20 protein-coding genes and 1 other RNA gene are annotated in these 22080 nt (G+C 41.7%); 9 read left to right on the forward strand and 12 right to left on the reverse strand.

Annotation, left to right across the window (positions count from 1 at the left end):
* Positions 1–29: 29 nt before the first annotated feature.
* Positions 30–1805: a DNA polymerase III subunit gamma/tau gene (locus tag AB9K32_RS11585; protein ID WP_293295919.1), complete on the reverse strand. Its 1776-nt coding sequence runs from the start codon at positions 1803–1805 to the stop codon at positions 30–32.
* Positions 1806–1911: 106 nt separating this feature from the next.
* Here AB9K32_RS11585 and rnpB point away from each other — a divergent pair.
* Positions 1912–2234, forward strand: an RNA gene (gene rnpB, locus AB9K32_RS11590) — RNase P RNA component class A.
* Here the strand turns inward: rnpB and rsmD are convergent.
* From rsmD to AB9K32_RS11605, 3 genes are read right to left on the reverse strand one after another with little or no spacing between them, the layout of a single operon-like run.
* Positions 2231–2770, reverse strand: a complete 540-nt coding sequence (gene rsmD / locus AB9K32_RS11595) for a 16S rRNA (guanine(966)-N(2))-methyltransferase RsmD (protein WP_369885253.1) — start codon at positions 2768–2770, stop codon at positions 2231–2233. The genes rnpB and rsmD overlap by 4 nt on opposite strands.
* Positions 2771–3583 (reverse strand): DUF3822 family protein, encoded by an 813-nt coding sequence (locus AB9K32_RS11600; protein ID WP_224835646.1) that lies wholly within the window; start codon positions 3581–3583, stop codon positions 2771–2773.
* A gap of 2 nt (positions 3584–3585) precedes the next feature.
* Positions 3586–4236 carry a hypothetical protein gene (locus tag AB9K32_RS11605; protein ID WP_369885330.1) on the reverse strand — a complete coding sequence of 217 codons (651 nt, stop codon included), beginning with the start codon at positions 4234–4236 and terminating at the stop codon, positions 3586–3588.
* Between the two features lie 196 nt (positions 4237–4432).
* On the opposite strand from AB9K32_RS11605, the gene AB9K32_RS11610 reads away from it, so the two are divergent.
* The 7 genes from AB9K32_RS11610 (at position 4433) to AB9K32_RS11640 (ending at position 11899) form a co-directional block, all read left to right on the forward strand.
* On the forward strand, positions 4433–5866 hold the full coding sequence (locus AB9K32_RS11610; protein ID WP_224834865.1) for an ATP-dependent RecD-like DNA helicase: 1434 nt from the start codon (positions 4433–4435) through the stop codon (positions 5864–5866).
* A gap of 24 nt (positions 5867–5890) precedes the next feature.
* The gene (locus AB9K32_RS11615; protein WP_262902797.1) at positions 5891–6460 is read left to right on the forward strand and encodes a DUF4126 domain-containing protein; all 570 of its coding nucleotides are present in this window, start codon (positions 5891–5893) and stop codon (positions 6458–6460) included.
* Between the two features lie 38 nt (positions 6461–6498).
* Entirely contained in the window at positions 6499–7212 is a 714-nt protein-coding gene (gene kdsB, locus AB9K32_RS11620; RefSeq protein WP_369885254.1) for a 3-deoxy-manno-octulosonate cytidylyltransferase, read from the forward strand.
* Entirely contained in the window at positions 7203–7907 is a 705-nt protein-coding gene (locus AB9K32_RS11625) for an HAD family hydrolase (protein ID WP_224834863.1), read from the forward strand. The genes kdsB and AB9K32_RS11625 overlap by 10 nt, the downstream gene beginning before the upstream one ends.
* Positions 7907–9034 carry an iron-containing alcohol dehydrogenase family protein gene (locus tag AB9K32_RS11630; protein ID WP_369885255.1) on the forward strand — a complete coding sequence of 376 codons (1128 nt, stop codon included), beginning with the start codon at positions 7907–7909 and terminating at the stop codon, positions 9032–9034. Before AB9K32_RS11625 ends, AB9K32_RS11630 begins: the two co-directional genes overlap by 1 nt.
* Before the next feature lie 42 nt (positions 9035–9076).
* Positions 9077–9616: a 1-acyl-sn-glycerol-3-phosphate acyltransferase gene (locus tag AB9K32_RS11635; RefSeq protein ID WP_224834861.1), complete on the forward strand. Its 540-nt coding sequence runs from the start codon at positions 9077–9079 to the stop codon at positions 9614–9616.
* A gap of 162 nt (positions 9617–9778) precedes the next feature.
* Entirely contained in the window at positions 9779–11899 is a 2121-nt protein-coding gene (locus AB9K32_RS11640) for a M28 family peptidase (protein ID WP_369885256.1), read from the forward strand.
* 72 nt (positions 11900–11971) lie between these two features.
* Here the strand turns inward: AB9K32_RS11640 and AB9K32_RS11645 are convergent, their stop codons facing one another.
* The 7 genes from AB9K32_RS11645 to thrA all read right to left on the reverse strand — a co-directional run bounded on the left by AB9K32_RS11645 (position 11972) and on the right by thrA (position 19768).
* Positions 11972–12682: a YebC/PmpR family DNA-binding transcriptional regulator gene (locus tag AB9K32_RS11645; RefSeq protein WP_224834859.1), complete on the reverse strand. Its 711-nt coding sequence runs from the start codon at positions 12680–12682 to the stop codon at positions 11972–11974.
* Positions 12683–12753: 71 nt separating this feature from the next.
* Positions 12754–13035, reverse strand: coding sequence for a 4a-hydroxytetrahydrobiopterin dehydratase (locus AB9K32_RS11650; RefSeq protein WP_224834858.1), 282 nt, complete (start codon positions 13033–13035; stop codon positions 12754–12756).
* A gap of 45 nt (positions 13036–13080) precedes the next feature.
* Positions 13081–13899, reverse strand: coding sequence for a sugar nucleotide-binding protein (locus AB9K32_RS11655; RefSeq protein WP_338194214.1), 819 nt, complete (start codon positions 13897–13899; stop codon positions 13081–13083).
* Positions 13900–13906: 7 nt separating this feature from the next.
* Positions 13907–14995, reverse strand: coding sequence for a glycine cleavage system aminomethyltransferase GcvT (gene gcvT, locus AB9K32_RS11660; protein ID WP_369885257.1), 1089 nt, complete (start codon positions 14993–14995; stop codon positions 13907–13909).
* Positions 14996–15096: 101 nt separating this feature from the next.
* The gene (thrC, locus tag AB9K32_RS11665) at positions 15097–16392 is read right to left on the reverse strand and encodes a threonine synthase (protein WP_369885258.1); all 1296 of its coding nucleotides are present in this window, start codon (positions 16390–16392) and stop codon (positions 15097–15099) included.
* 4 nt (positions 16393–16396) lie between these two features.
* The gene (locus tag AB9K32_RS11670) at positions 16397–17320 is read right to left on the reverse strand and encodes a homoserine kinase (protein ID WP_293295907.1); all 924 of its coding nucleotides are present in this window, start codon (positions 17318–17320) and stop codon (positions 16397–16399) included.
* Positions 17321–17323: 3 nt separating this feature from the next.
* A complete protein-coding gene (gene thrA / locus AB9K32_RS11675) occupies positions 17324–19768 on the reverse strand; it encodes a bifunctional aspartate kinase/homoserine dehydrogenase I (protein WP_369885259.1) in 2445 nt (814 codons plus the stop codon).
* A gap of 257 nt (positions 19769–20025) precedes the next feature.
* Here thrA and AB9K32_RS11680 point away from each other — a divergent pair, with 257 nt between their 5' ends.
* The gene (locus AB9K32_RS11680) at positions 20026–21564 is read left to right on the forward strand and encodes an NAD(P)H-hydrate dehydratase (RefSeq protein ID WP_369885260.1); all 1539 of its coding nucleotides are present in this window, start codon (positions 20026–20028) and stop codon (positions 21562–21564) included.
* A gap of 9 nt (positions 21565–21573) precedes the next feature.
* Here AB9K32_RS11680 and AB9K32_RS11685 read toward each other — a convergent pair whose 3' ends face one another.
* Positions 21574–21993 (reverse strand): STAS/SEC14 domain-containing protein, encoded by a 420-nt coding sequence (locus AB9K32_RS11685; protein ID WP_293295901.1) that lies wholly within the window; start codon positions 21991–21993, stop codon positions 21574–21576.
* Positions 21994–22080: the final 87 nt, after the last annotated feature.

A 22080-nucleotide genomic window follows, 5' to 3' on the forward strand; every position in this document is an offset into this window, starting at 1 on the left:
TACAAAGATAAAAGTATTGTGCGGTATGTTTAAAAATCAAGGTCGAACTCTTTGCGAAGGAGTTCGATGTTTGGATTTTTCTCCTTCAATTTTTCATATTTCTCCTCTGGGGTAAAGGCAAATTTTTTCGCAACTTCCTCGTTCACCGTAATATGGAGTGAAATTGAATAATTGTTCAACTTTTGTTTAAGGTAATCCAGCATCAGACTTTGTTCCCGTTCAATTTCCTTTTTCATGGTGCTGTTGGGAAGCTCGATCCAAATCGTATTTTCGTTCTTCATTTTGGGAACATCTGTTTGAAGGTTGCTAGCCAATATTTTTCGGCCTTGTTTTTCCAACTGTTGCACAAAATCGTCCCAATGTTTTTGCATGTCCACCTCTAAAAACGTATCGTGTGGTAAATCCTCCTCGTTTACTGTTGGGGATTTAATGTTCTCGTGCTCTTTTTTTATTTTGATACTGGACAGCGAAAGTCCCGAAACACGTTTTTTAGGACTTTTAATGTTTATTTTTTGAGTCGGGTTATCCTCTTTTGGGGAGTCGATTTTTTTTGTTTCTGCCTGTTGGGGCATAGGAACTTTCTCTTCGACGGTTCTAACCTCTGTCGTTGATGGTTGGACTTTCTTTTCCACCGAGGAAGCTATAGTCTGAACTTTGGCTTGACCTGCCTGCGTGTCGCTGGTTTTGGGCGTGGATTGTGTGGTAAACCGTGATGCCGGAATTATGAAATTAGAGTTTTTTTTTTCTCCATCGTAGGTGATGGATGCTAATTTCATAAGGGTTAGTTCTACCAATAAACGTTGATTTTTACTGCTCTTATACTTTAGGTCGCAATCATTGGCAAGGTCTATGGCCTTTAAAAGAAAATCTTTGGTAACTTTTTTTGCCTGATCTTGGTATTGTTGCTTAACATCGTCTCCAACCTCCATAAGATGTAAAGTGTCCGGATGCTGACAAACCAATAGGTCTCTAAAGTGGGATGCAAGGCCACTTATAAAATGATGGCCATCGAACCCAAGGGAAAGGGTTCTGTTGAACAAGATCAAAAGTTCTGGAATATTGTTTTCTAGAATTAAATCTGTTGCGGAAAAATAAATATCATAATCAAGGACATTCAGGTTTTCCGTGACCGCCTTACGGGTAAGTTCCTTTCCAGAGAAGCTGACCACCCTATCAAAAATGGAGAGGGCATCGCGCATGGCCCCATCTGCTTTTTGGGCAATAATATGTAAAGCACTTTCTTCTGCCTGTATACCTTGTTGTTCGGCAATGTGCTTAAGGTATTCCGCTGCATCTTTTACCGTGATCCGTTTAAAATCGAAGATTTGGCAACGCGATAATATGGTAGGGATAATTTTGTGTTTTTCGGTGGTCGCCAGAATAAAAATAGCATGCTTAGGCGGTTCCTCCAAAGTCTTCAAAAAAGCATTGAATGCAGATTGTGAGAGCATATGCACCTCATCAATAATATACACTTTGTACTTGCCCGTTTGTGGAGGAATGCGTACCTGATCAATTAAACTACGGATGTCATCCACGGAGTTGTTGGAAGCTGCATCCAACTCAAAAATATTGAAGGCAAAATCTTCATCCTCCTTTTCTGTACCATCTTGGTTTATCTTTTTTGCCAAAATACGGGCGCAAGTGGTTTTGCCAACGCCTCTTGGTCCACAAAATAATAATGCTTGCGCCAAATGATCGTTTTCAATGGCGTTCATTAAGGTATTTGTGATGGAGGACTGCCCCACCACATCCTTAAAGGTTTGCGGTCTATATTTTCTAGCTGATACTATAAATGGTTCCAATGCTGGGAAAATAGAATTAATACAAATATAAAAATAGGATCGGGCAAAGTGGACTGCTCGAGCACAGTTAAGCTGTTTTTTATTAACAATTGAACTACCTTTGTAAACAGCAGGCCACCTTATCGCTGCAAGTACGGGCAACCAAGCTTGGAGAGGAAAGTCCGGACACCAAAGTGCGGCATAGCGGGTAACGCCCGTCCGTTGTAAGACGAGGACCAGTGCAACAGAAAGCAAGTACAGTTCGGCTGTAGTGAAATCGGCAAACTCTATGCGGTGAAACGTCATGTAAACCAACACTTGAGGGCTGCACGCTCGAGTTGGAGGGTAGGCGGTTGGAACACTTGGGCAACCATTTGTCTAGATAAATGATAAGGAGCTCCCTACATTGATTTGGGGTCTACAGAATCCGGCTTATGGCCTGCTTTTTATTGAGCTTCAAAAAAACTGAAAATACTTCCGCCATATTTTCTCTGCTCCGTGAATTTGGGGTGCTCGGAAAGAGTTGTTTGTTCGGAATGCTCAATAATAAGGAGACCGTCTTCGAGCAATAGTCCATTGTCAAAAACCAGGTCGGCGATTTTTAAAAACTGCCCCTTATCAAAATCATACGGTGGGTCGGCAAAAATAAGGTTGAACTTTTCTGGAGTGGCCTGTAAAAATTTATATACATCGGATTTTAAGGTAGCGATGGAAAAATCCAGCTCTTGTGTTGTTCGGGCAATATAACGGACGCACCCTTGATGTCCGTCCACGGCAGTTATCTTTTTGCATCCCCTGGAGGCAAACTCATAACTTATGTTGCCTGTACCGGAGAATAGATCGAGCACATTTAGCTCATCAAAATAAAACCTATTGTTCAAAATGTTGAACAGTGCTTCTTTGGCCATGTCGGTAGTTGGGCGAACAGGTAATTTTTTCGGCGCAGTGAGGCGCTTCCCTTTGTATTTACCGGATATGATCCTCATTTAGAGAGAACTTAAAATGGAAAAATCTATACTCTCGTTCTCCAGTTGGTCTACAGGAAAAACCGTATTGCCGGGCACAAATACGGAAATGTTTTTAATGTACTGGTAGCAAAGGTCGTAAATAGGGTCTCCTTCTTCTATGGTCCCGAAGAGTTTGAGCTGCACTTTTTCCAAATCCATTTGTAATTGCTCCAAACTGAATAAAAGGTAGTACAAAAAGTCCTCTTTGGTGCTGTACTCGAACTGATTGTAGAACAACAGTTTTTTGTTGGAGATTACCATTACCTCCATTTCTCGCTCAGCAATCTGAACATAACAGATGGGTTCGGAAGAAGGTCTGTTTTGGTTGAGCAAGGTATTGATGAGAACCGTTCCGCTATGCTTGAACTCAAATTCTCCAAAAAGCTCAAAAATATAGTTGTTGATATTGGTATAGGGAATATACACATTAATGATATCCTGATTTGGGACTTCATCGTACGCGATAAGGTCGTTTGCCATAATTTTGGCATTGAACTTAAGGTAGTTTGGGAGTTCCCCTTCATTAAATATGGGCTTGGGCACCAAGCTGAACATACTGTTCTTGTGTATTACCATTACTTCGGAAAAATTTTGCCCAATTTCTTCCTGATTGCTAAGTTTTTCTTTCAACTCTTTTAGAACGAGGTAGGGGGTGAGCTGAGTTTTAAAACTTTGTCGCTCAAAAGCAAGAATTTTATTTGTAATGGTATCCATTACACAAAAAGAAAGTCCATTCAAGCCAGCTTGAATGGACAATTTTCTATAGGTCTTATTTGTTTCTTTCTGTACTATAACTAGTTATTCTTTTTCCTATCGTAAATAGGGGGCCAATTACCATTGGTACTTACATCTGTTAGGGAACCAACTTTAATTTCTGTACCATTTACTTCTTCCACACTTTGGTAAGAGTTCTCCTTTTCTACCAAATCTTGCGGTTGATCGTATAGAACAACGTTCTTTTTTACTTTAGCTTCAAAAACCGGAGCTTTGTATCCGCTCTTGTCGATAATATCAGCTTTCATTTCAAACTTTTCGTTGTTTTGGGCAAAAGGAACATCCATCATGTTTTTGTAGCGGGTGTCCGCACCAAATAGGGAATCTTTGACCTTAACAGTGCCCAATGTATCGATGATGATTGTATCTTGTTGCATATCAATTTGATAGGATCGGTCATATCTCATAAAAGACGAGTCCCTTTGCGTGGTAATGGTATAGCTCCCAGTGTCAATAAACTTGATCAAGCTCTCAAAATCACCTGCATATTTACCGTTTACTGTTTTGTACGCTTCTTGGGAATCTCTAATGTCCTTAAGCTTGTCGATCACTTTTGAGAACCTTTCGTTCCTTACCTTATTGAACTCAATGGGGGCGTTGATAGAATCGTAAATCTTGAAACCTAGGAAGATACTTAGAATACCGAAAAGAATTACTAGTACCGGCTTTATTTTTTGAGGTAAAAATCTATCGATCAAAAATACAAGCCCTATGGTCACAAGGCATATGATTACAACAATAAGAATTAAATTTAACATATCTGATACTGTCTTTCAAAGTTAATTTAGTGGTTACAGACAAATCTACAATATTTTTTTAATTGCGAAACTTTTTGCTTTAAAAAAGAGCGCCCTATATTTAGCGCTCATGAACGATTTTACCGCACCAGGATTTTTAAAGATTTTAAACGAAAAATTTCCGCACGAACCTACCATAAAACAAGGTCTGGCACTTAAAAAGCTGTCTAACTTTGTGTTAGATGGAAAAAAGGATGAGCTCTTCCTTTTAAAAGGGTTCGCTGGAACGGGAAAAACTACCTTGATCGCTACCTTGGTGAGTAGTTTATGGAAGGTTAAAATGAGTGCTGTTTTAATGGCGCCGACAGGACGGGCAGCAAAAGTTATGTCGGTTTATTCGGGCAATACAGCTTACACCATCCACAAAAAAATATATTTCCCCAAAAAACAAACCGGTGGAGGAATCCAATTTGTGTTAGCTCCGAACAAGCACAGGAATACGATTTTTATTGTAGACGAGGCATCCATGATTCCGGACTCGCCAGCCGATTCCAAATTGTTCGAGAACGGCTCCTTGTTGGACGATCTTATGCATTATGTTCACTCTGGTCATAACTGTAAATTAATATTGATCGGGGATACCGCACAGTTGCCCCCTGTAAAATTGGAACTCAGCCCTGCCCTTGATGAAGATCGTTTGTCCTTAAACTATAATAAGGAAGTAGCGTGTTTGGAATTGAACGAAGTCATGCGCCAAGCTGATGACTCCGGAATCCTATACAATGCAACCAATCTGAGGGAGCAACTACAGTCGGATTTTTTTGACGGCTTCAAGTTTGAATTGGGCACATACACGGATATAGTGCGCCTGTTGGAAGGGAACGAGATACAGGAGGCCATTGATTCCTCTTACAGTGAGAACGGAAAAGAACAGACGGCGATCATAGTTCGCTCCAACAAAAGGGCCAACCTATACAACCAAAATATTAGGGAACGTATTCTTTTTCTTGACAACGAGATTTCGGTAGGCGATTATATGATGGTGGTCAAGAACAATTACTTTTGGCTAAAACCAAACTCCGAGGCTGGTTTTATAGCCAATGGGGATATAATCGAAGTACTGGAGCTGTTTGCGATCAAAGAACTTTATGGGTTCAAGTTTGCCGAGGTAAAAGTAAAAATGGTGGATTATCCCAATCAGAAACCCTTTGAAACTGTTCTTTTACTGGACACTATAACGGCCGAAACACCATCCTTATCTTACGAAGACGGCAATAGACTTTACCAAGAAGTAATGAAGGACTACGCCCACGAAAAATCCAAATACAAAAAATTTCTAGGGGTAAAGAACAATAAGTTCTTCAATGCGCTACAGGTAAAATTTTCTTATGCAATTACTTGCCATAAATCACAAGGAGGGCAATGGGATACCGTTTTTGTTGAACAACCTTACTTGCCCAATGGGGTGGATAAAGATTATTTGAGATGGTTGTATACTGCAGTTACCAGGGCCGAAAGAAAATTATACCTTATAGGTTTTAAGGATGATTTTTTTCTTGACTAGGAATATCCTATTTTAGACATCGGCATGAATATAGAACCAGATACATTAATAAGTTTGTTCCTAGGGATTGGTTTAGCGGCTTCCGTGGGCTTCCGTGTTTTTTTACCACTTTTTGCTCTAAGTTTTGCGGCATATTTAGGGGTATGGGAACTCAACGAAAGCTGGCAATGGATAGGTAGTCTAACAGCATTGATAACCTTGGGGGTTGCCACAATTGTAGAGATATTTGCCTATTTTATTCCATGGGTGGACAATGCCTTGGATAGTCTAGCCATACCTTTGGCAGGGATTGCAGGTACCGCAGTTGTAGTTTCTACTGCTGCCAATTTAGACCCTGTGGTCACCTGGTCTTTGGCCATTATTGCAGGTGGTGGGACCGCAACTATGATCAAAGGGGCAAATGCGGCCGGCAGACTGGCATCTAGCGGAACAACGGGAGGCTTGGCCAACCCATTGGTGTCCACGGTGGAGACCGGGACCGCCGTTGCAGTAAGTACTGCATCGATCTTAGTGCCGCCCATAGCCGCCATTCTTGTAATTATCATATTATTGATCATATTCAGGATCTACAGGAAGCTCAGACCCAAAAGATAACATCCAATCATATATAAATAGTAGTGAAAATAATATCAATGATACCCGCCCGCTATCAAGCATCAAGGTTTCCTGCCAAACTAATGCAGGACCTTGGGGGTAAGCCCGTAATTGTGCGCACATACGAAGCAGCTGTAAACACAGGTCTTTTTGATGAAGTATACGTTGTGACGGACAGCCCTATCATTTCTGAAGTGATAGAAAACATAGGCGGAAATGTGATCATGAGCAAAAAAACTCATGAGAGTGGTAGCGATAGAATAGCGGAAGCCGTGGAGAATATGGAGGTGGACATTGTGATCAATGTGCAGGGAGACGAACCATTTATTGATGCAGATAGCTTGGCGAAGATCATAAAGGTCTTCAAAAATGATGAAGAAAAAGAAATCGACCTTGGCTCCTTGATGACACCCATTACGGATTGGGAAGAAATATCCAATCCCAATACGGTTAAGGTGGTTGTGGACAATCAAGGTTTTGCGCTCTATTTTTCCCGTTCTCCCATTCCCTATCCAAGAGATAAGGAAGTGGATGCGACCTACTATAAACATAAAGGTGTGTATGTTTTTAGAAAAAGGGCCCTAATGGATTTTCAAAGGCTGAAAATGTTGCCCCTCGAGGCGAAAGAAAAAATTGAGGCCATACGTTTTTTGGAGTATGGAAAAAAAATAAAAATGGTAGAAACCAACGTGACAGGCATCGAAATAGATACACCTGAAGATTTGGAAAGAGCTAGAAAGGTATGGAAGTAGATTTCTCCAACATAAAAGTAATAGGATTTGATGCAGATGACACCCTTTGGGTTAACGAAACCTATTTTAGGGATACCGAAGAAAAATTTGCGGAACTATTGGACGGCTATGAGACCAAAAACAAGATAGACCAAGAACTGTTCAAGATGGAAATGGCCAACTTGGAAAGCTATGGCTATGGGATAAAGGGGTTTATGCTCTCCATGATAGAATCCGCACTGGACCTCTCCAACAATAAAGTGCCGCAACAGACCATTTCCGAGATTTTGAACCTTGGAAAAAAGATGATTGCACACCCGGTGGAATTGCTGGACGGAGTAGAGGAAGTGCTATCCAAATTGGCCGGAAAGTATAGGTTGATAGTACTCACCAAAGGTGATCTATTGGACCAGGAACGAAAATTGGACAAGTCCGGGCTTTCCAAGTATTTTCATCATGTAGAAGTGCTTAGCGACAAAAAAGAAAATAATTATAGTAATTTGTTGGAGCATTTGAATATAGATGTCAACGAATTTTTAATGATCGGAAATTCATTGAAATCAGATGTCCTTCCTATTCTCAATATAGGAGCAAAGGCCGTGCACGTGCCTTTTCACACCACTTGGGCACACGAGATGGTAGCCGAAGATGAAATGGTGAACAACCATCTCAAATTAAACAACATCAAAGATATTTTGAAGTATTTGGATAATTAATGAAGACAGAGAACAACTTGAAAAATCAACAAACCTCATCGACCCGTAAAACTATGTACAAGAACTTTCCAATGGTGCCGAAGGTAATCTTTGGGGCGGGAAGCTTTTCGCAATTGGGAGATGTTTTGTTGCCCAAGCGAACAAGTTCGGAAGCACCGTTTATATTTTTGGTCGACGATTATTTCGAAAATAGTGAGTTCCTGTCAACTTTGCCCCTGTTGTTCAACGACGAGGTTATATTTATTTCTGCAGAAGAAGAACCCAAAACCGCTCAAGTTGATGCGTTGGTTTCCCAAATACGTCAAAAATATGAAGAGGCGCCCTCCGGTATAATCGGTATAGGCGGAGGTACCCTTTTGGATTTGGCAAAAGCCGTTTCCATACTACTGAACAACAAAGGATTGGCCAAAGATTATCAAGGATGGGATTTAGTGGGCCACCCCGCACTTTATCATGTTGGGATACCTACCATAAGTGGGACCGGAGCAGAAGTGTCCCGAACCACAGTATTACTGGGACCGGAAAAAAAACTGGGGATAAATTCAGACTATACAACCTTCGACCAAGTTATTTTAGATCCGGATTTCACCAAAAGTGTTCCCAAGGAGCAATGGTTTTATACGGGAATGGATTGTTTTATTCACTGTGTGGAATCTTTGACCGGAACATATTTAAACGCCTTTAGCCAAAGTTATGGGGAAAAGGCCATGGAACTTTGTCTGGAAGTGTACCTGAACGACATTCCCTCCGAAGAATCAAGGGATAAATTAATGATGGCATCTTGGCATGGGGGAATGAGTATTGCCTACTCTCAAGTAGGTGTTGCGCATGCCATGAGCTACGGACTTTCTTATTTATTGGGGGTTAAGCACGGTATAGGAAACTGTTTGGTTTTCCAGCATCTGGAGGAATTTTATCCGGAAGGGGTACAACTGTTCAATAAAATGATGGATAAACACAATATTACACTGCCACAAGGTGTTTGTGCCGACCTTACCCAAAACGATTTTGATGTGATGGTGAATGTTGCGATGGGATTGGAACCCCTTTGGGAAAATGCACTGGGCAAGAATTGGAAAAACATCATGACCCCGGAACGGTTACGGGCATTGTATCAAAAAATCTAAAATTTGTTCCGGATCTGATTATGGACAAATAACATGAAGCCCATGCAAAGGCTTGCCAAATTCATATATTTTAAAATTTTGGGATGGAAACTCAACGGTTCTTTTCCCCAAGTGGATAAATGCGTTGTAATTGTGGTTCCACATACCCATTGGTTGGATTTCTTTTTGGGCTTGTTGATCAGAAAGGTAATAAACCAAGAAATCAATTATATCGGAAAAAAGAGTCTGTTCAAACCGCCTTTCGGATGGTTTTTTAGGTGGACCGGAGGTGCGCCGGTAGATCGTTCCAAAAATTCCAATACCGTGGACAGCATTGTTCAGGTTTTTAATGAACGAAAGGTCTTCAGGTTTGCACTGGCACCGGAGGGCACACGAAAAAAAGTCGCCCAGTTAAAAACCGGATTTTATCATATTGCAAAAAAGGCCAAGGTACCTATTGTAATGGTTGCCTTTGACTTTGGAAAAAAGGAAATCAAAATAGGTCGACCATTTTTTACGACTACTGATCAAGAAAAGGATTTCGATAAAATTCACGCCTTCTACCAAGGCGTAACAGGAAAAGTACGCGAATATAGCTTTTAAGTGTCCTGTCAACTTTATATTCATCATCATTAAATATGCGGTTCCACTACTTAAATCGAAAAAAGATTTTTGATGGTAACACGAGCCGAAGATAGCTTGGGTCGAGGGTGGACTTAGACGCCGAAATATCTTATATTTAGGCAACTAATAACCAATCAAATTATGATTCAAAAAAACTCAACTAAAAATTGCTTTAAACTATTTGTAGCGGCCAGTTTAATGTCCACTTCAATTATTTCGGCACAAGACTGGCAAGGATATACACCAGCCTCATTACAGGAGCAAGAAAAATTGGAGGAGACCTTTAAAAGCCAAGTGGATTATCCAAAATTTAGGGAACATCTAAAAACATTAACGGAACGGCCCCACGTGGCAGGAACAGCTGCCAATGAGAAAGTCGCGGCATACATGGCGGGTGTGATGGAAAATGCGGGAATGGACGTAAAGTTATATCCCTATGATATTTACATGACCACAACAGGTGGAAGTTCCGCGGTGGAATTGGTGACACCGTTGCGTATGCCACTAAATCAACAAGAGGATATCTTGGCAGAGGACAAGTTTTCCTCGGATCCTACCTTGGAAAAGGGATGGAACGCCTATTCCGGTAGTGGCGATGTTACTTCTACCGTAGTATATGCCAATTATGGAACCAAAGAGGATTTTGAAAAGTTGGAGGAGATGGGAATCAATGTAAAGGGCAAAATTGTTATTGCCCGTTACGGTCGTAATTTCCGCGGTTACAAGGCCAAGTTTGCCGAACAGTACGGTGCTGCAGGACTTATTATGTACACCGACCCAGAAGATAGTGGTTATATGAAAGGCCTTGTATACCCCAACGGACATAATTATAACGAGAGCGGCATTCAGAGGGGCTCCGTACTGACATTGGATTATCAGGGCGATCCTTTGACCCCATTTGAACCTGCATTGCCATTGGATGGCAAAAAGAAGGTCGATCGGTTGGACCCCTCCGAAACGAATCTGCATACCATTCCGGTGTTGCCATTGCCCTATGGTTCGGCAAAGGAAATATTGGGCAGGATGCAGGGAAAACCTGTTCCCAATGCTTGGCAGGGAGGATTACCCTTTACATATAGGTTAGAAGGGGGAGATGGGCTCACGGTACGTGTAAAAGTAGATCAGCCCAAAGAGTTTGTTCGAGTAAGCAATGTGGTAGGTACTTTTAAAGGAACCGAATACCCGGACGAGTGGATTATTCTTGGTTGCCATTACGATGCTTGGGCTTTTGGCGCTACAGATCCTAACAGTGGTACGGCCATGCTGTTGGGCTTGAGCGAATCCATTGGTAAACTTGTTAAAAAGGGTATGGCCCCCAAAAGATCCATTCTTATTGCCCATTGGGATGCGGAAGAGCATGGAGTGATCGGATCATCGGAATGGGTAGAACAATTAAGGGACGAACTTGGTGCTAAGGCTGTAGCCTATCTCAATTTTGACGGTGGTGTTTCCGGTAAAAATTTCGGGGCCTCATCTTCTCCGACATTAAAGAATCTGGTTACCCAAATGTCCAAAAAAGTAAATTATCCCTACACTGATAAAACACTCTATGATCAATGGAGGGGCGATAAAGAGGAGCCTCGTATTGGAAACTTGGGAGGAGGTTCCGATCATATCGGATTTTATATGCACGTAGGTGTTCCATCCGTTAGTGGAGGAGCAGGAGGACCAACACTTTATCACACGAATTACGATAGTTTTCACTATTATAAAACCTTTGCAGATCCAGAGTTTAAAATGGGAGGTACCATAGAGCAGTTCGCAGGTTTAATGGCTCTGAGATTGGCCAATGCAGAAGTTATTCCGTATGACGTGAAAAGATATTCCACTGATTTAAAAGGACATTTTGCCAACGCTGTTAAAAAGATCAAGACATTCGATACAGAATTTAAGGGCTTCGGTAAAGTTGAAGCATCTATTAAGGTGTTGGATAATAACACTGAAATTTTGGACAAAGCCCTATCCGATGTTTTGGTATCCGGTACGTTGTCCAAAAAAGAAATTAAAAGTATCAACAAGCAATTGTTGGCTTTGGAAAAAAGCTTTATTGATGAAAAGGGCATGTACTATGGCTCTTGGTTTAAGTCGATATATGCATCCACGGACCCTTTTAGCGGCTACGCATCCTGGATGTTACCAGGTTTGGAATATGAGATTTCCTTGACTTCTTCCGAAAGGTTGGAAGAGTGGGACGAGCGCTATGCCGCTGCCATACAATCTTTGGCCGATAAGATTCTTAAATTGGCACAGAGCATCTCGTAGTTGAACACCTTTGTACATACTAAAAAGGGCGCGATTTTAATCGCGCCCTATTGCTTTTAAGATGTTTGGAATTTATTCCTTCATGCTGTGGAACACGTTCTGTACATCGTCGTCTTCCTCGATTTTTTCCAAAAGCTTTTCCACATCTGCCGCTTCTTCTTCGTTAAGTTCTTTGGTTACTTGCGGAATACGGTCGAATCCGGAGGAAATTATTTCTATCTCGCGCGATTCCAATTCTTTTTGAATGGCTCCAAAATTTTCGAAAGGTGCATAAATGTGGATACCATCTTCGTCCACAAACACTTCCTCAGCACCAAAATCGATCATTTCGAGTTCCAATTCTTCCGGGTCAAGTCCTTCGGACTTTATGGTAAAGTTACAAGTATGGTCGAACATAAACTCAACAGAGCCAGATGTACCCAAACTTCCGTTACATTTATTAAAATAACTGCGGATATTGGCCACGGTTCTGGTATTGTTGTCGGTTGCGGTCTCGATCAAAATGGCAATGCCATGTGGGGCATACCCTTCAAAAAGGACCTCTTTGTAATCTCCTTGGTTTTTATCGGAAGCTCTTTTGATTGCTCTTTCAATGTTGTCCTTTGGCATGTTTACTGCCTTGGCATTCTGAATTACGGCACGGAGCTTTGCATTGGCATCGGGGTCGGGGCCACCTTCCTTAACGGCCATTACAATATCTTTACCAATCCTGGTAAACGCTTTGGACATGGCTGCCCAACGTTTCATTTTTCGTGCTTTTCTAAACTCGAACGCTCTTCCCATAAAATCTTAAATTCTGGATGAGGGCAAATTTAACAAAAAATGCCCCTTTGTCAAGTTGATTGCTTTCAACTTTATCTTACAATTTTTTCGATGGTTAGTGCCAGGTCAATATCCTTTCGGGTAATTCCGTTCGCATCGTGTGTGCTGAGCTTTATCGTAAGGGAGTTATACACATTTTCCCAGTTGGGATGATGGTTTTTTGCTTCGCATTCAAAAGCAATTCTTGTCATTACGGCAAAAGCCTCTTTAAAATCGGTAAAAGTGAATGCTTTTGTGATCGTTCCATTTTCCAAGATCCATCCCGGTAAATCTTTCAAAGCCAGTTCAATTTCGTTTTGGTCCATTGTTTTCATATTCGGATTTTAGAAAAGATAGCGAATAAAACCACCAAAAGAAAACTAGACCGGTAAATGATGATCGATAATCTCTTGGCAACTAATACGAAGATTTTTGGGAAGGATATTCTCTTTGGGCAAAGCCGCCAGATAACGATCTTCGTTAGTGGTGTACACCCTTTTGTAAACAGGGTGATAATTTCCCAAATGCGCTATAACCTCTTTAATGAATTCCTCGTGCTGGATGAGGTCGTTACTGCCCAAATGGAAGATGCCCGTTTTGTTCCTGTTGATGAGGTAATGGATTTGTTGGGTAAGCCTATCGTCGTTGGTAACATTAATGATCAGGTTCGGAAACACCTCTATGGGCTCTTTGCTGTCCAAATGCTCCTTGAGCTCCTTTATCCTGGGCGAAGTGTTTCCAAAAACCATAGGGACCCTTAGAATTGCCGCTTTTCCTTTGGGTAATCGCATGATCATATTCTCTATTTTGATTTTTAATCGCCCATATACACTTAGGGACAGGGTTTTATCATTTTCATAGGATGGGAATTTACTGTAGGCATCGAATACATTGGCGGAGGAGATAAAATATAGTTTGGCTTCAGATTTCACCAAATATTCCATAAGATGCTGATGTGCCTGAATCTGGGCCGGAAAATTACCGCGTAGGGCAGATACTATAACATGGGGTCGTACACGCTCCAGTATCTGAAAAATATCATCTTCCTCGAGGTCATATCTCAAAAATTGTTTATTTGTGGCAAAGGCACTATTGGTGTAATAGGTGCCATAAGTATCAAAATAGGAGCAGAGTTCTTTGTAAATAGCATTGCCTACAAATCCACTCGCTCCTAGTATCAATATCTTTTTTTTATCCAAAAGCTGCTTACGTATTTTTATAGAATGGTAGTTTTACAATGGTGGCCGGTACCTTGTTAATTCTAATCTGGATGAACACTTTACTGTCCAATGCAGCATTCTCTTTTACTACATAGCCCAGACCTATTCCTTTGGAAAGGGAAGGGGACATGGTTCCCGAGGTTACTTTTCCTATTTGTTTGCCATCCACATCCAATATAGGGTATCCCGCTCTTGGTATGCCACGTTCTTCCATTTGAAAAGCTACCAGTTTTCGTTTTGATCCTGTTGTTTTTTCTATGGAAAGATTTTCGCTGTTCACAAACGCTTTGGTAAACTTGGTTATCCACCCCAATCCGGCTTCAAAAGGAGAAGTGGTATCGTCGATATCGTTTCCGTAAAGACAATAGCCCATTTCCAAGCGCAGGGTATCTCGTGCTGCCAAACCGATGGGTTTTATACCAAAATCGGCACCCGCCTCCAAAACTTTGTCCCAAACTTGTTTTACTTCGGAATTCTTGCAATAAATTTCAAATCCGCCGGAGCCGGTATATCCCGTGGCCGATATGATAACATGCTCAACACCGGCAAAATCACCTACAACAAAGTTGTAGAATTTAATGGCAGAAAGATCCACAGATGTCAACGATTGCATAGCTTCCACTGCTTTTGGTCCTTGGATGGCCAACAGGGAATAATCGTCGGATATATTTCGCATTTCGGCTCCTATGGCCTCATTGTATTTGGAGATATGGTTCCAATCTTTCTCAATATTTGCTGCATTCACCACCAAAAGGTAGGTTTCTTCTTTGATCCTATAGATAATAAGGTCATCCACAATCCCACCGGTTTCGTTGGGCATACAACTATATTGTGCTTTGCCCACGGTCAATTTTGAAGCGTCGTTGGTGGATACTTTTTGGATCAGTTCCAATGCCTTTGGTCCTTCTATTAAAAACTCACCCATATGCGACACGTCGAACACCCCGACAGCTTTGCGTACAGTTTCGTGTTCAATGTTCACACCCTCGTAAGAAACGGGCATATTGTAACCCGCAAAAGGTACCATTTTGGCTCCAAGGGCCTCGTGCGTTTTGGTAAGAGCAGTCTGTTTCATTCCTTCTGGTTTTGTAGCAAATTTATCGATTTCGTTGCAGATGGAACTTTTTCCAAAAGAATGTTTTGAACAGCCTTTTGTTAAAATGTGATATAAAAATGCTAACTATCCATTAAATAGGATTTTAACTCTTCGTAACCAGAGATTTTATGTGATTTTTTCTCTTTGTCCATTACCTGTAGTATTTGGGTTGGAATTTTTGGTTGTATTCCCAGGGTTTCCTCCACCACATCCAAAAACTTAACAGGATGTGCCGTTTCCAGGAAAATGCCAAATGTGTTCGGATGTTCTTTTTGGTATTCCTTTAAACCTAAGTAGCCAACGGCTCCATGTGGATCTAAAACATAGCCCGCCTCCGAGTGCACTTTTTCCATGGTAGTTTTAGTGGTTTTGTCGGAAAAGGAATAGGACGAAAGGTTATTGCGCAAGGTGTCCAAATTATTTTGATATAATTCCCGGATTCGGACAAAATTGCTCGGATCTCCCACATCCATGGCATTGGAAATGGTCGCCACGGATGGCACTGGCTCGTAAACTCCATTTGCCATAAATTTTGGCACCACATTATTTGCGTTGGTAGAGGCCACAAAATGTTTTACGGGCATTCCCAATTTTTGAGCTACCATCCCGGCACAAATGTTTCCGAAATTCCCCGAGGGTACGGAGAAAACAATTTCTTTCCCTTTAGCTTTGGCCTGTTTGTATGCAAACAAAAAGTAAAATAGCTGCGGAAGCCATCGTGCAACATTGATGCTGTTTGCGGAGGTTAGCTGTTTGCAATCGGTAATTTCTTTATCTAAAAAAGCTGTTTTTACCATGCGTTGACAATCATCAAAAACGCCATCCACTTCCATGGCCTCAATGTTCTCACCTAAGGTGGTCAATTGTTTCTCTTGGATTTCGCTTACTTTTCCACTCGGGTAAAGGATTACCACTTTTACACCATCAACCCCCAAAAAACCATTGGCAACGGCTCCGCCGGTATCTCCGGAAGTGGCTACCAAAACGGTAACATCTTGTTTTTCTCCTTTAGAAAAATAGCCAAGACAGTTGGCCATAAAACGTGCACCAACATCTTTAAATGCCATAGTGGGGCCATGAAAAAGCTCCAGGACAGCAACATTATCCTCAATTTCTATTAGGGGGAAATCAAAGTCCAATGTGTTTTTAATGATTGTTTTTAAGTCTACATCCGGTATGTCTTCTTTTACAAATTGATGGATGGCCCTAAATGCAATTTCATGATCGGACAACTCGTCCAATTTTTCAAAAAAATCGGCAGATAGGGGAGTTATGCTTTCTGGAAAATATAATCCTTTATCGGGAGCGATTCCGGCAATTACGGCTTCTTTGAACGAAGCTTGGATAGTTGGGTTGTTTAAGCTGTAAAACCTCATGGGACTAGTTAATTTTTTTAACGCCTTGGTTGTTGATTTTGGAAATGTGGATATCGAAATCCACTCCGATATTTTGATAGGTCTCGGTCATGGAATCAGCCACGTGCCTTGCAATTTTTTCTCCTCTGCTCAATGCAAAAATGGAAGGTCCGGAGCCCGAAATTCCACTTCCTAGGGCCCCTGATTTTAGGGCGTTGGTTTTAATTTCATCAAATGCTGGAATCAAAATTGAACGAATTGGCTCCACAATATGGTCGTGCAATGAACGGCCAATAAGATCGTAGTCATTTTTGAACAGTCCGGCGATCAATCCTCCTAAATTGCCCCATTGCTGTATGCCCTGTTGCATGGAAATCGTGGTTTTTAAAATTTTTCGGGAATCCGAGGTCTTAATCTCAATTTGCGGATGAATGACCGTTGCGTACAGCTCCGAAGGTGTAGGTATGGAAACAATATCCAGGGGTTCGTAGCTTCGAACCAATGTGAATCCACCGAAAATGGCAGGTGCTACGTTGTCCGCATGGGCCACATCGCTGGCCATTTTTTCTCCTTGCATGGCAAATTCAACTAGTTCAAGATCGGAAAATGGCCTGTTCAATAATTCGTTCATGGCCCAAACGGCACCTGCGGAACTGGCGGCACTGCTTCCAATACCGCTACCAGGTTTTATACGTTTGTCAATCTCGATCTCAAACCCCCCTTGGTAGTCGCTTTTTTCCAATAAGGCCGTTCCCGCTACACCAGCTACATTTTTTTCGGTTGCCAATGGTAGGTCCTGTCCCGTAATCTTGGTGATTCGGATTCCGTTTTCCGATGTTTTGCGAACTGTCATCCGGTCACCTACCGAGTCCAGGGCCAATCCGAGTACATCGAACCCACAGGAGACATTTGCAATGGTTGCCGGGCAAAATACTTTGATTTCTTCCATGGTTTAAAAATTTCCGATTCGCACCACATCCGCAAAGATACCCGATGCGGTAACATCGGCACCGGCACCGGCGCCCTTAATGATCAAAGGTTGCTCTACGTATCGGTCTGTATAAAACAGCACAATATTGTCGCTGCCCTCCAAGTTATAAAAATCATGGCCCTTAGGAATTTGCTGAAGACCAACTTTGGCATTGCCATCTTCAAATTGGGCAACATATTTAAGTTTGCAATCGGCGTCTTTGGCTTGTTTGTACATTTTTTGAAAATCGGATTCATACTTTTTCAAACATTCAAAAAAGGCTTCGTTGGAATTGGTCTCCAAGCTTTCTTCGGGCAGAAAAGCATCGTTCTCAATATCATCGATCTCCAATTGATGGCCACTTTCCCGTGCTAGGATTAGAATTTTGCGCATTACATCTACACCGCTTAGGTCTATGGTTGGGTCGGGTTCGGTATAGCCTTGATCCTGAGCTTGTTTCACTACGTCGTGGAATGTGATGGAATCGTTGAACGTATTGAACACAAAGTTTAAACTACCCGATAAAACAGCCTGTATTTTTCGAACCTTATCACCGGATGCGATCAAGTGCTTTAGGGTATCGATAATGGGAAGGCCTGCACCAACATTGGTCTCGAACAAATAGGGTGCATTGTATTCCTTGGCCAATTGTTTCAATGCTTTGTAGTTTGCAAAGTCCGACGAGGAAGCAATCTTATTACAGGTAACTACCGAAATACTATTTTTTAGGTAATTGGCATAGCTTTTTGATACATCAGCACTTGCCGTATTGTCCACAAAAATGCTGTTTCGGAAATTAAGTGACCTAACTTTTTCGAAAAATCCCTCCATATCTGTCCGTACACCTTGGTCCAATGCGTTTTTCCAGTCTTTTAGGGAAATTCCATTCTCGTCAAATACCATTTTCTTGGAGTTGCTGATTCCGATAACCCGGACATTTAGTTTTAACTCTTCTTTTAAATACTTTTTTTGTTGACGGATTTGCTCCAAGAATTTGGCTCCTACATTGCCCACTCCCATAACAAAAAGGTTGAGCTGTTTGATGTTTTCTTCGAAAAAGGTCTCGTGCAATGAATTCAGTGCCTTTTTTACATCCTCTTTTTTAATGACTGCGGAGATGTTCCGCTCCGATGCCCCTTGCGCAATAGCTCTAATGTTTACATTGTTCTTGCCCAAGGTGCTGAACATTTTTCCGCTCAAACCTTGGTGGCTTTTCATATTATCACCGACCAGGGCCACAATGGTTAGGTCTTTTTCGACCATTACGGGCTTTATTCTTTTTGAGGCAATTTCATATTCAAAAGTCTCGTTTACCGCCTCTGCGGCCAAATCTGCATCATCATCTGCAATTCCAACACAGATGGAGTGTTCGGAAGATGCTTGGGTAATCAATACAATACTGATGTTCTTTACCGAGAGGGTTTCAAAAAAGCGCTTTGAAATGCCGGGGATACCAATCATTCCGGGGCCTTCCAGAGAAAGAAGGCTAATATTGCCTACATGACTGATGCCTCTTACTGTTTTTCCGTTGCCGTTGTTGTTTTGGGAAATGAGCGTACCCGGGTTTTCCGGGTCGAATGTGTTTTTTATGGCGATCGGTATGGCTTTTCCCAACACGGGTTGTATGGTTGGCGGGTAGAGTACTTTTGCACCGAAATGGGACAGCTCCATGGCTTCTTGATAACTTATGGAAGCTACACATTTGGCCTGCTTCACCAGTTTGGGGTTTGCGGTGTACATACCACTGACGTCGGTCCAAATTTCTAAAATATCGGCATTTGTTGCGGCAGCGATTATAGCAGCGGTATAATCGGAACCGCCTCTTCCCAAAGTGGTAAGGTCCCCGTTTTTGCTGGATGCCACAAATCCTGGTAACAAGGTAATGCCATGTTTGTTTTTAGAAAAGAAATTCTCGCAGTTGGCATTGGTCAGTTTAAAATCTACCGTAGCCTTGCCAAAGTTATTATCGGTTATGATCAGTTGTCGGCTGTCCTTGAAAATGGCGTCCAACCCTTCAGATTTTAGGAACTCACTAATAATAAACGACGAAAAAAGTTCACCATAGCTTACAATTTTATCCGATAGTTTTGGAGTAAGTTCACCGATCAAAAAAGCACCTTCCAATAAAGTTTCCAGCACGTTAAGATCGCTCTTAACCTTGCTAAGGGCCGCACTTTGCGATTTTACCGGAATAAGTTCCCGAATGGCGGCTATATGTCGGTCCTCAATTTCTTTTACGAAGTTTTTATAGGATACATCTTGTTCCGACGCACGTTTTGATGCATTGAGAAGAAGATCGGTTACGCCCCCAAAGGCCGATACCACAACGGCCATGGAGTGGTTTTTTTGTGATTTTAGGATAGATTTTACCTTATTTATATTCTCTGGATTGGCTACCGAAGTGCCTCCAAACTTTAAGACTTTCATGATGAAATGATATTGTGAAAATTGAAAAAATAGATTAAAACGGACGGAATTATATATAGCAGACTTACCCCAAAGGGGTGGTGGTAGTAATCGTAGAAATAGATGAAGGAGTATTCATCAATTTTAGATTGTTATCCGTTTCTTTTAAGTTCATTGCTTTATAAATGAGATGATAAAAGTAGTACTTTTGAATACTTCATCAAATCATTGGTGATGTTTTTGCGATATTGTTACGAATACACATTTTTTATTGCTGAATGAAAATTTTTTCCTCACATCAAATATATCAAGCTGATAAATCCACAATTCAAAAAGAACAGATAACCAGCGATGCACTCATGGAACGGGCGGCCACACAACTGTTCGAATGGATGCATGCTCGCTTACGGGGCACCCAGGTGAACATAAAACTGTTCTGCGGCATTGGTAACAATGGGGGAGACGGCTTGGTGTTGGCCAGAAAATTGCATGAGCATGGTTATTCCATTCACGTATTTGTGGTAAACTATAGTGATAAGCGCTCGGAAGATTTCCTGTTGAACCTTGAACGCTTGAAGGATGGAAAGGTATGGCCGGATTTTATCAATAACGATAGTGGTTTGCCCAATATTTCCGAATCGGATATTGTTGTCGACGCCATTTTTGGAATTGGTCTGAACAGGGTTCCCGATGATTGGGTCGGTAATTTAATAGCCCATATTAATGCTTCCAATGCCTTTACACTATCTGTGGATGTACCGTCTGGATTACCTGTGGATAGATCTCCTTGGGAACCATCTTATGTGATCAGGTCTAGTTATGTGTTGAGTTTTCAGTTGCCCAAATTAATTTTCTTTTTGCCAGAGACGGGTGCGTATGCCAATCAATGGGAACTATTGGATATTGGATTGGACGCCGAGTTTATTGCAAAAACGGAAACGGATTTTGAGCTGATAGGGCGACCGGAGATTTTGCCAAAGTACCGACCCAGGTCGAAGTTCTCACACAAAGGAACCTATGGACATGCGGTTATTATTGGAGGCAGTTATGGAAAAATAGGGGCTGTTCAGTTGGCGTGCAATGCCTGTTTGAGCGTTGGTTGTGGACTGGTTACGGCTGTTGTGCCGAAAAGTGGTTACCATTCCCTACAAACTGCTGTGCCCGAAGCTATGGTACTTACCGGTTCCCGGGATAAAATTATTTCACGGATAGAAATTCCTTTTAGTCCAACTGCTGCTGGCATAGGGGTGGGAATGGGCAAGGATGAGGATACGGTCCAGGCTTTGGCTGTTTATTTGAAGGGTTCAGGTGCTCCTATGGTTATTGATGCCGATGCATTGAACATTCTTTCCGAGAACCGGGATTTGCTCAAAGATGTACCGGAAATGTCCATTTTGACCCCTCATCCCAAGGAGTTGGAGCGACTGATAGGCCCGTGGACATCAGATTTTGAAATGTTGGATAAGGCCAAGTCGTTTGCTGATCGATATAACTTGGTGGTGGTAATCAAAGGAGCCCATACTATTACTTTGTACAATGGTAAGGGATATGTTAATACCACAGGTAACCCTGGTATGGCAACTGCAGGAAGTGGTGATGTTTTAACCGGAATGGTCGCAGGGCTTTTGGCTCAAGGATATCCACCAGCCGAGGCTGCAATATTTGGGGTATACCTTCACGGGCTGGCCGGAGACATCGGTGCTTCCAAAAATGGATATGAAGCTCTTAAGGCTTCGATTATTGTGGGCAATATTGGTAGTGCTTATTCGGAACTGTTCCGTAAACCTGAAGCGGAGCAAAAAGAAAATCCCAGGTAAGGATGAGAATCAAGCACTGTTTCTGCTTTTTCTTGCTTTCAATCTTTTCTGGATCCAACTCAGAGCGTTGTCGAATTCAATAAAAAACTCCATAGGCTTTTTGTAGAACATTTTTTCAATATTGAAATTGTGCATGTCTATTTCCTTTTTGGAAACAATGGCGAAAGCGATAAGGTTGTCCATGCCCCGTAAATAATTGTATACCGTTGGGTCAATGGCGTACGAGTTCTTTCTTAAACTGATGTATGCGAAATCCTTTTCTCTAAAATGGATCTCTGAAATGCCTATTATTTGGTAAGCCCTTTCCAAGGTAATGGTGGTTCCTTCATCAAAAGAAGCAACCATATAATTGTTGAAAACCTGAACGGTTCCAATGTCCAGTTGATACTCGCGTACCACAACCGTCTTCTTATTAGAAGTAATTTTCATCCCCAAGTAATTATAGTGTCTCGCCAACGAAATTATGAGGGTTGCGCACCGTGAGGAAAAATAATAGATTAAACGCTAAAATATCGT

Source organism: Allomuricauda sp. XS_ASV26, assembly GCF_041224615.1.
Classification (GTDB): Bacteria; Bacteroidota; Bacteroidia; order Flavobacteriales; family Flavobacteriaceae; genus Flagellimonas; species Flagellimonas alginolytica.

Excerpts from the sequence above, each read along its gene's own strand:
- rsmD (WP_369885253.1), bottom strand. The coding sequence starts at position 2,770 with ATGAGGATCATATCCGGTAAATACAAAGGGAAGCGCCTCACTGCGCCG.
- AB9K32_RS11610 (WP_224834865.1), top strand. The coding sequence starts at position 4,433 with ATGAACGATTTTACCGCACCAGGATTTTTAAAGATTTTAAACGAAAAA.
- AB9K32_RS11615 (WP_262902797.1), top strand. The coding sequence starts at position 5,891 with ATGAATATAGAACCAGATACATTAATAAGTTTGTTCCTAGGGATTGGT.
- kdsB (WP_369885254.1), top strand. The coding sequence starts at position 6,499 with ATGATACCCGCCCGCTATCAAGCATCAAGGTTTCCTGCCAAACTAATG.
- AB9K32_RS11625 (WP_224834863.1), top strand. The coding sequence starts at position 7,203 with ATGGAAGTAGATTTCTCCAACATAAAAGTAATAGGATTTGATGCAGAT.
- AB9K32_RS11630 (WP_369885255.1), top strand. The coding sequence starts at position 7,907 with ATGAAGACAGAGAACAACTTGAAAAATCAACAAACCTCATCGACCCGT.
- AB9K32_RS11635 (WP_224834861.1), top strand. The coding sequence starts at position 9,077 with ATGCAAAGGCTTGCCAAATTCATATATTTTAAAATTTTGGGATGGAAA.
- AB9K32_RS11640 (WP_369885256.1), top strand. The coding sequence starts at position 9,779 with ATGATTCAAAAAAACTCAACTAAAAATTGCTTTAAACTATTTGTAGCG.
- AB9K32_RS11645 (WP_224834859.1), bottom strand. The coding sequence starts at position 12,682 with ATGGGAAGAGCGTTCGAGTTTAGAAAAGCACGAAAAATGAAACGTTGG.
- AB9K32_RS11650 (WP_224834858.1), bottom strand. The coding sequence starts at position 13,035 with ATGAAAACAATGGACCAAAACGAAATTGAACTGGCTTTGAAAGATTTA.
- gcvT (WP_369885257.1), bottom strand. The coding sequence starts at position 14,995 with ATGAAACAGACTGCTCTTACCAAAACGCACGAGGCCCTTGGAGCCAAA.
- thrC (WP_369885258.1), bottom strand. The coding sequence starts at position 16,392 with ATGAGGTTTTACAGCTTAAACAACCCAACTATCCAAGCTTCGTTCAAA.
- AB9K32_RS11670 (WP_293295907.1), bottom strand. The coding sequence starts at position 17,320 with ATGGAAGAAATCAAAGTATTTTGCCCGGCAACCATTGCAAATGTCTCC.
- thrA (WP_369885259.1), bottom strand. The coding sequence starts at position 19,768 with ATGAAAGTCTTAAAGTTTGGAGGCACTTCGGTAGCCAATCCAGAGAAT.
- AB9K32_RS11680 (WP_369885260.1), top strand. The coding sequence starts at position 20,026 with ATGAAAATTTTTTCCTCACATCAAATATATCAAGCTGATAAATCCACA.
- AB9K32_RS11685 (WP_293295901.1), bottom strand. The coding sequence starts at position 21,993 with ATGAAAATTACTTCTAATAAGAAGACGGTTGTGGTACGCGAGTATCAA.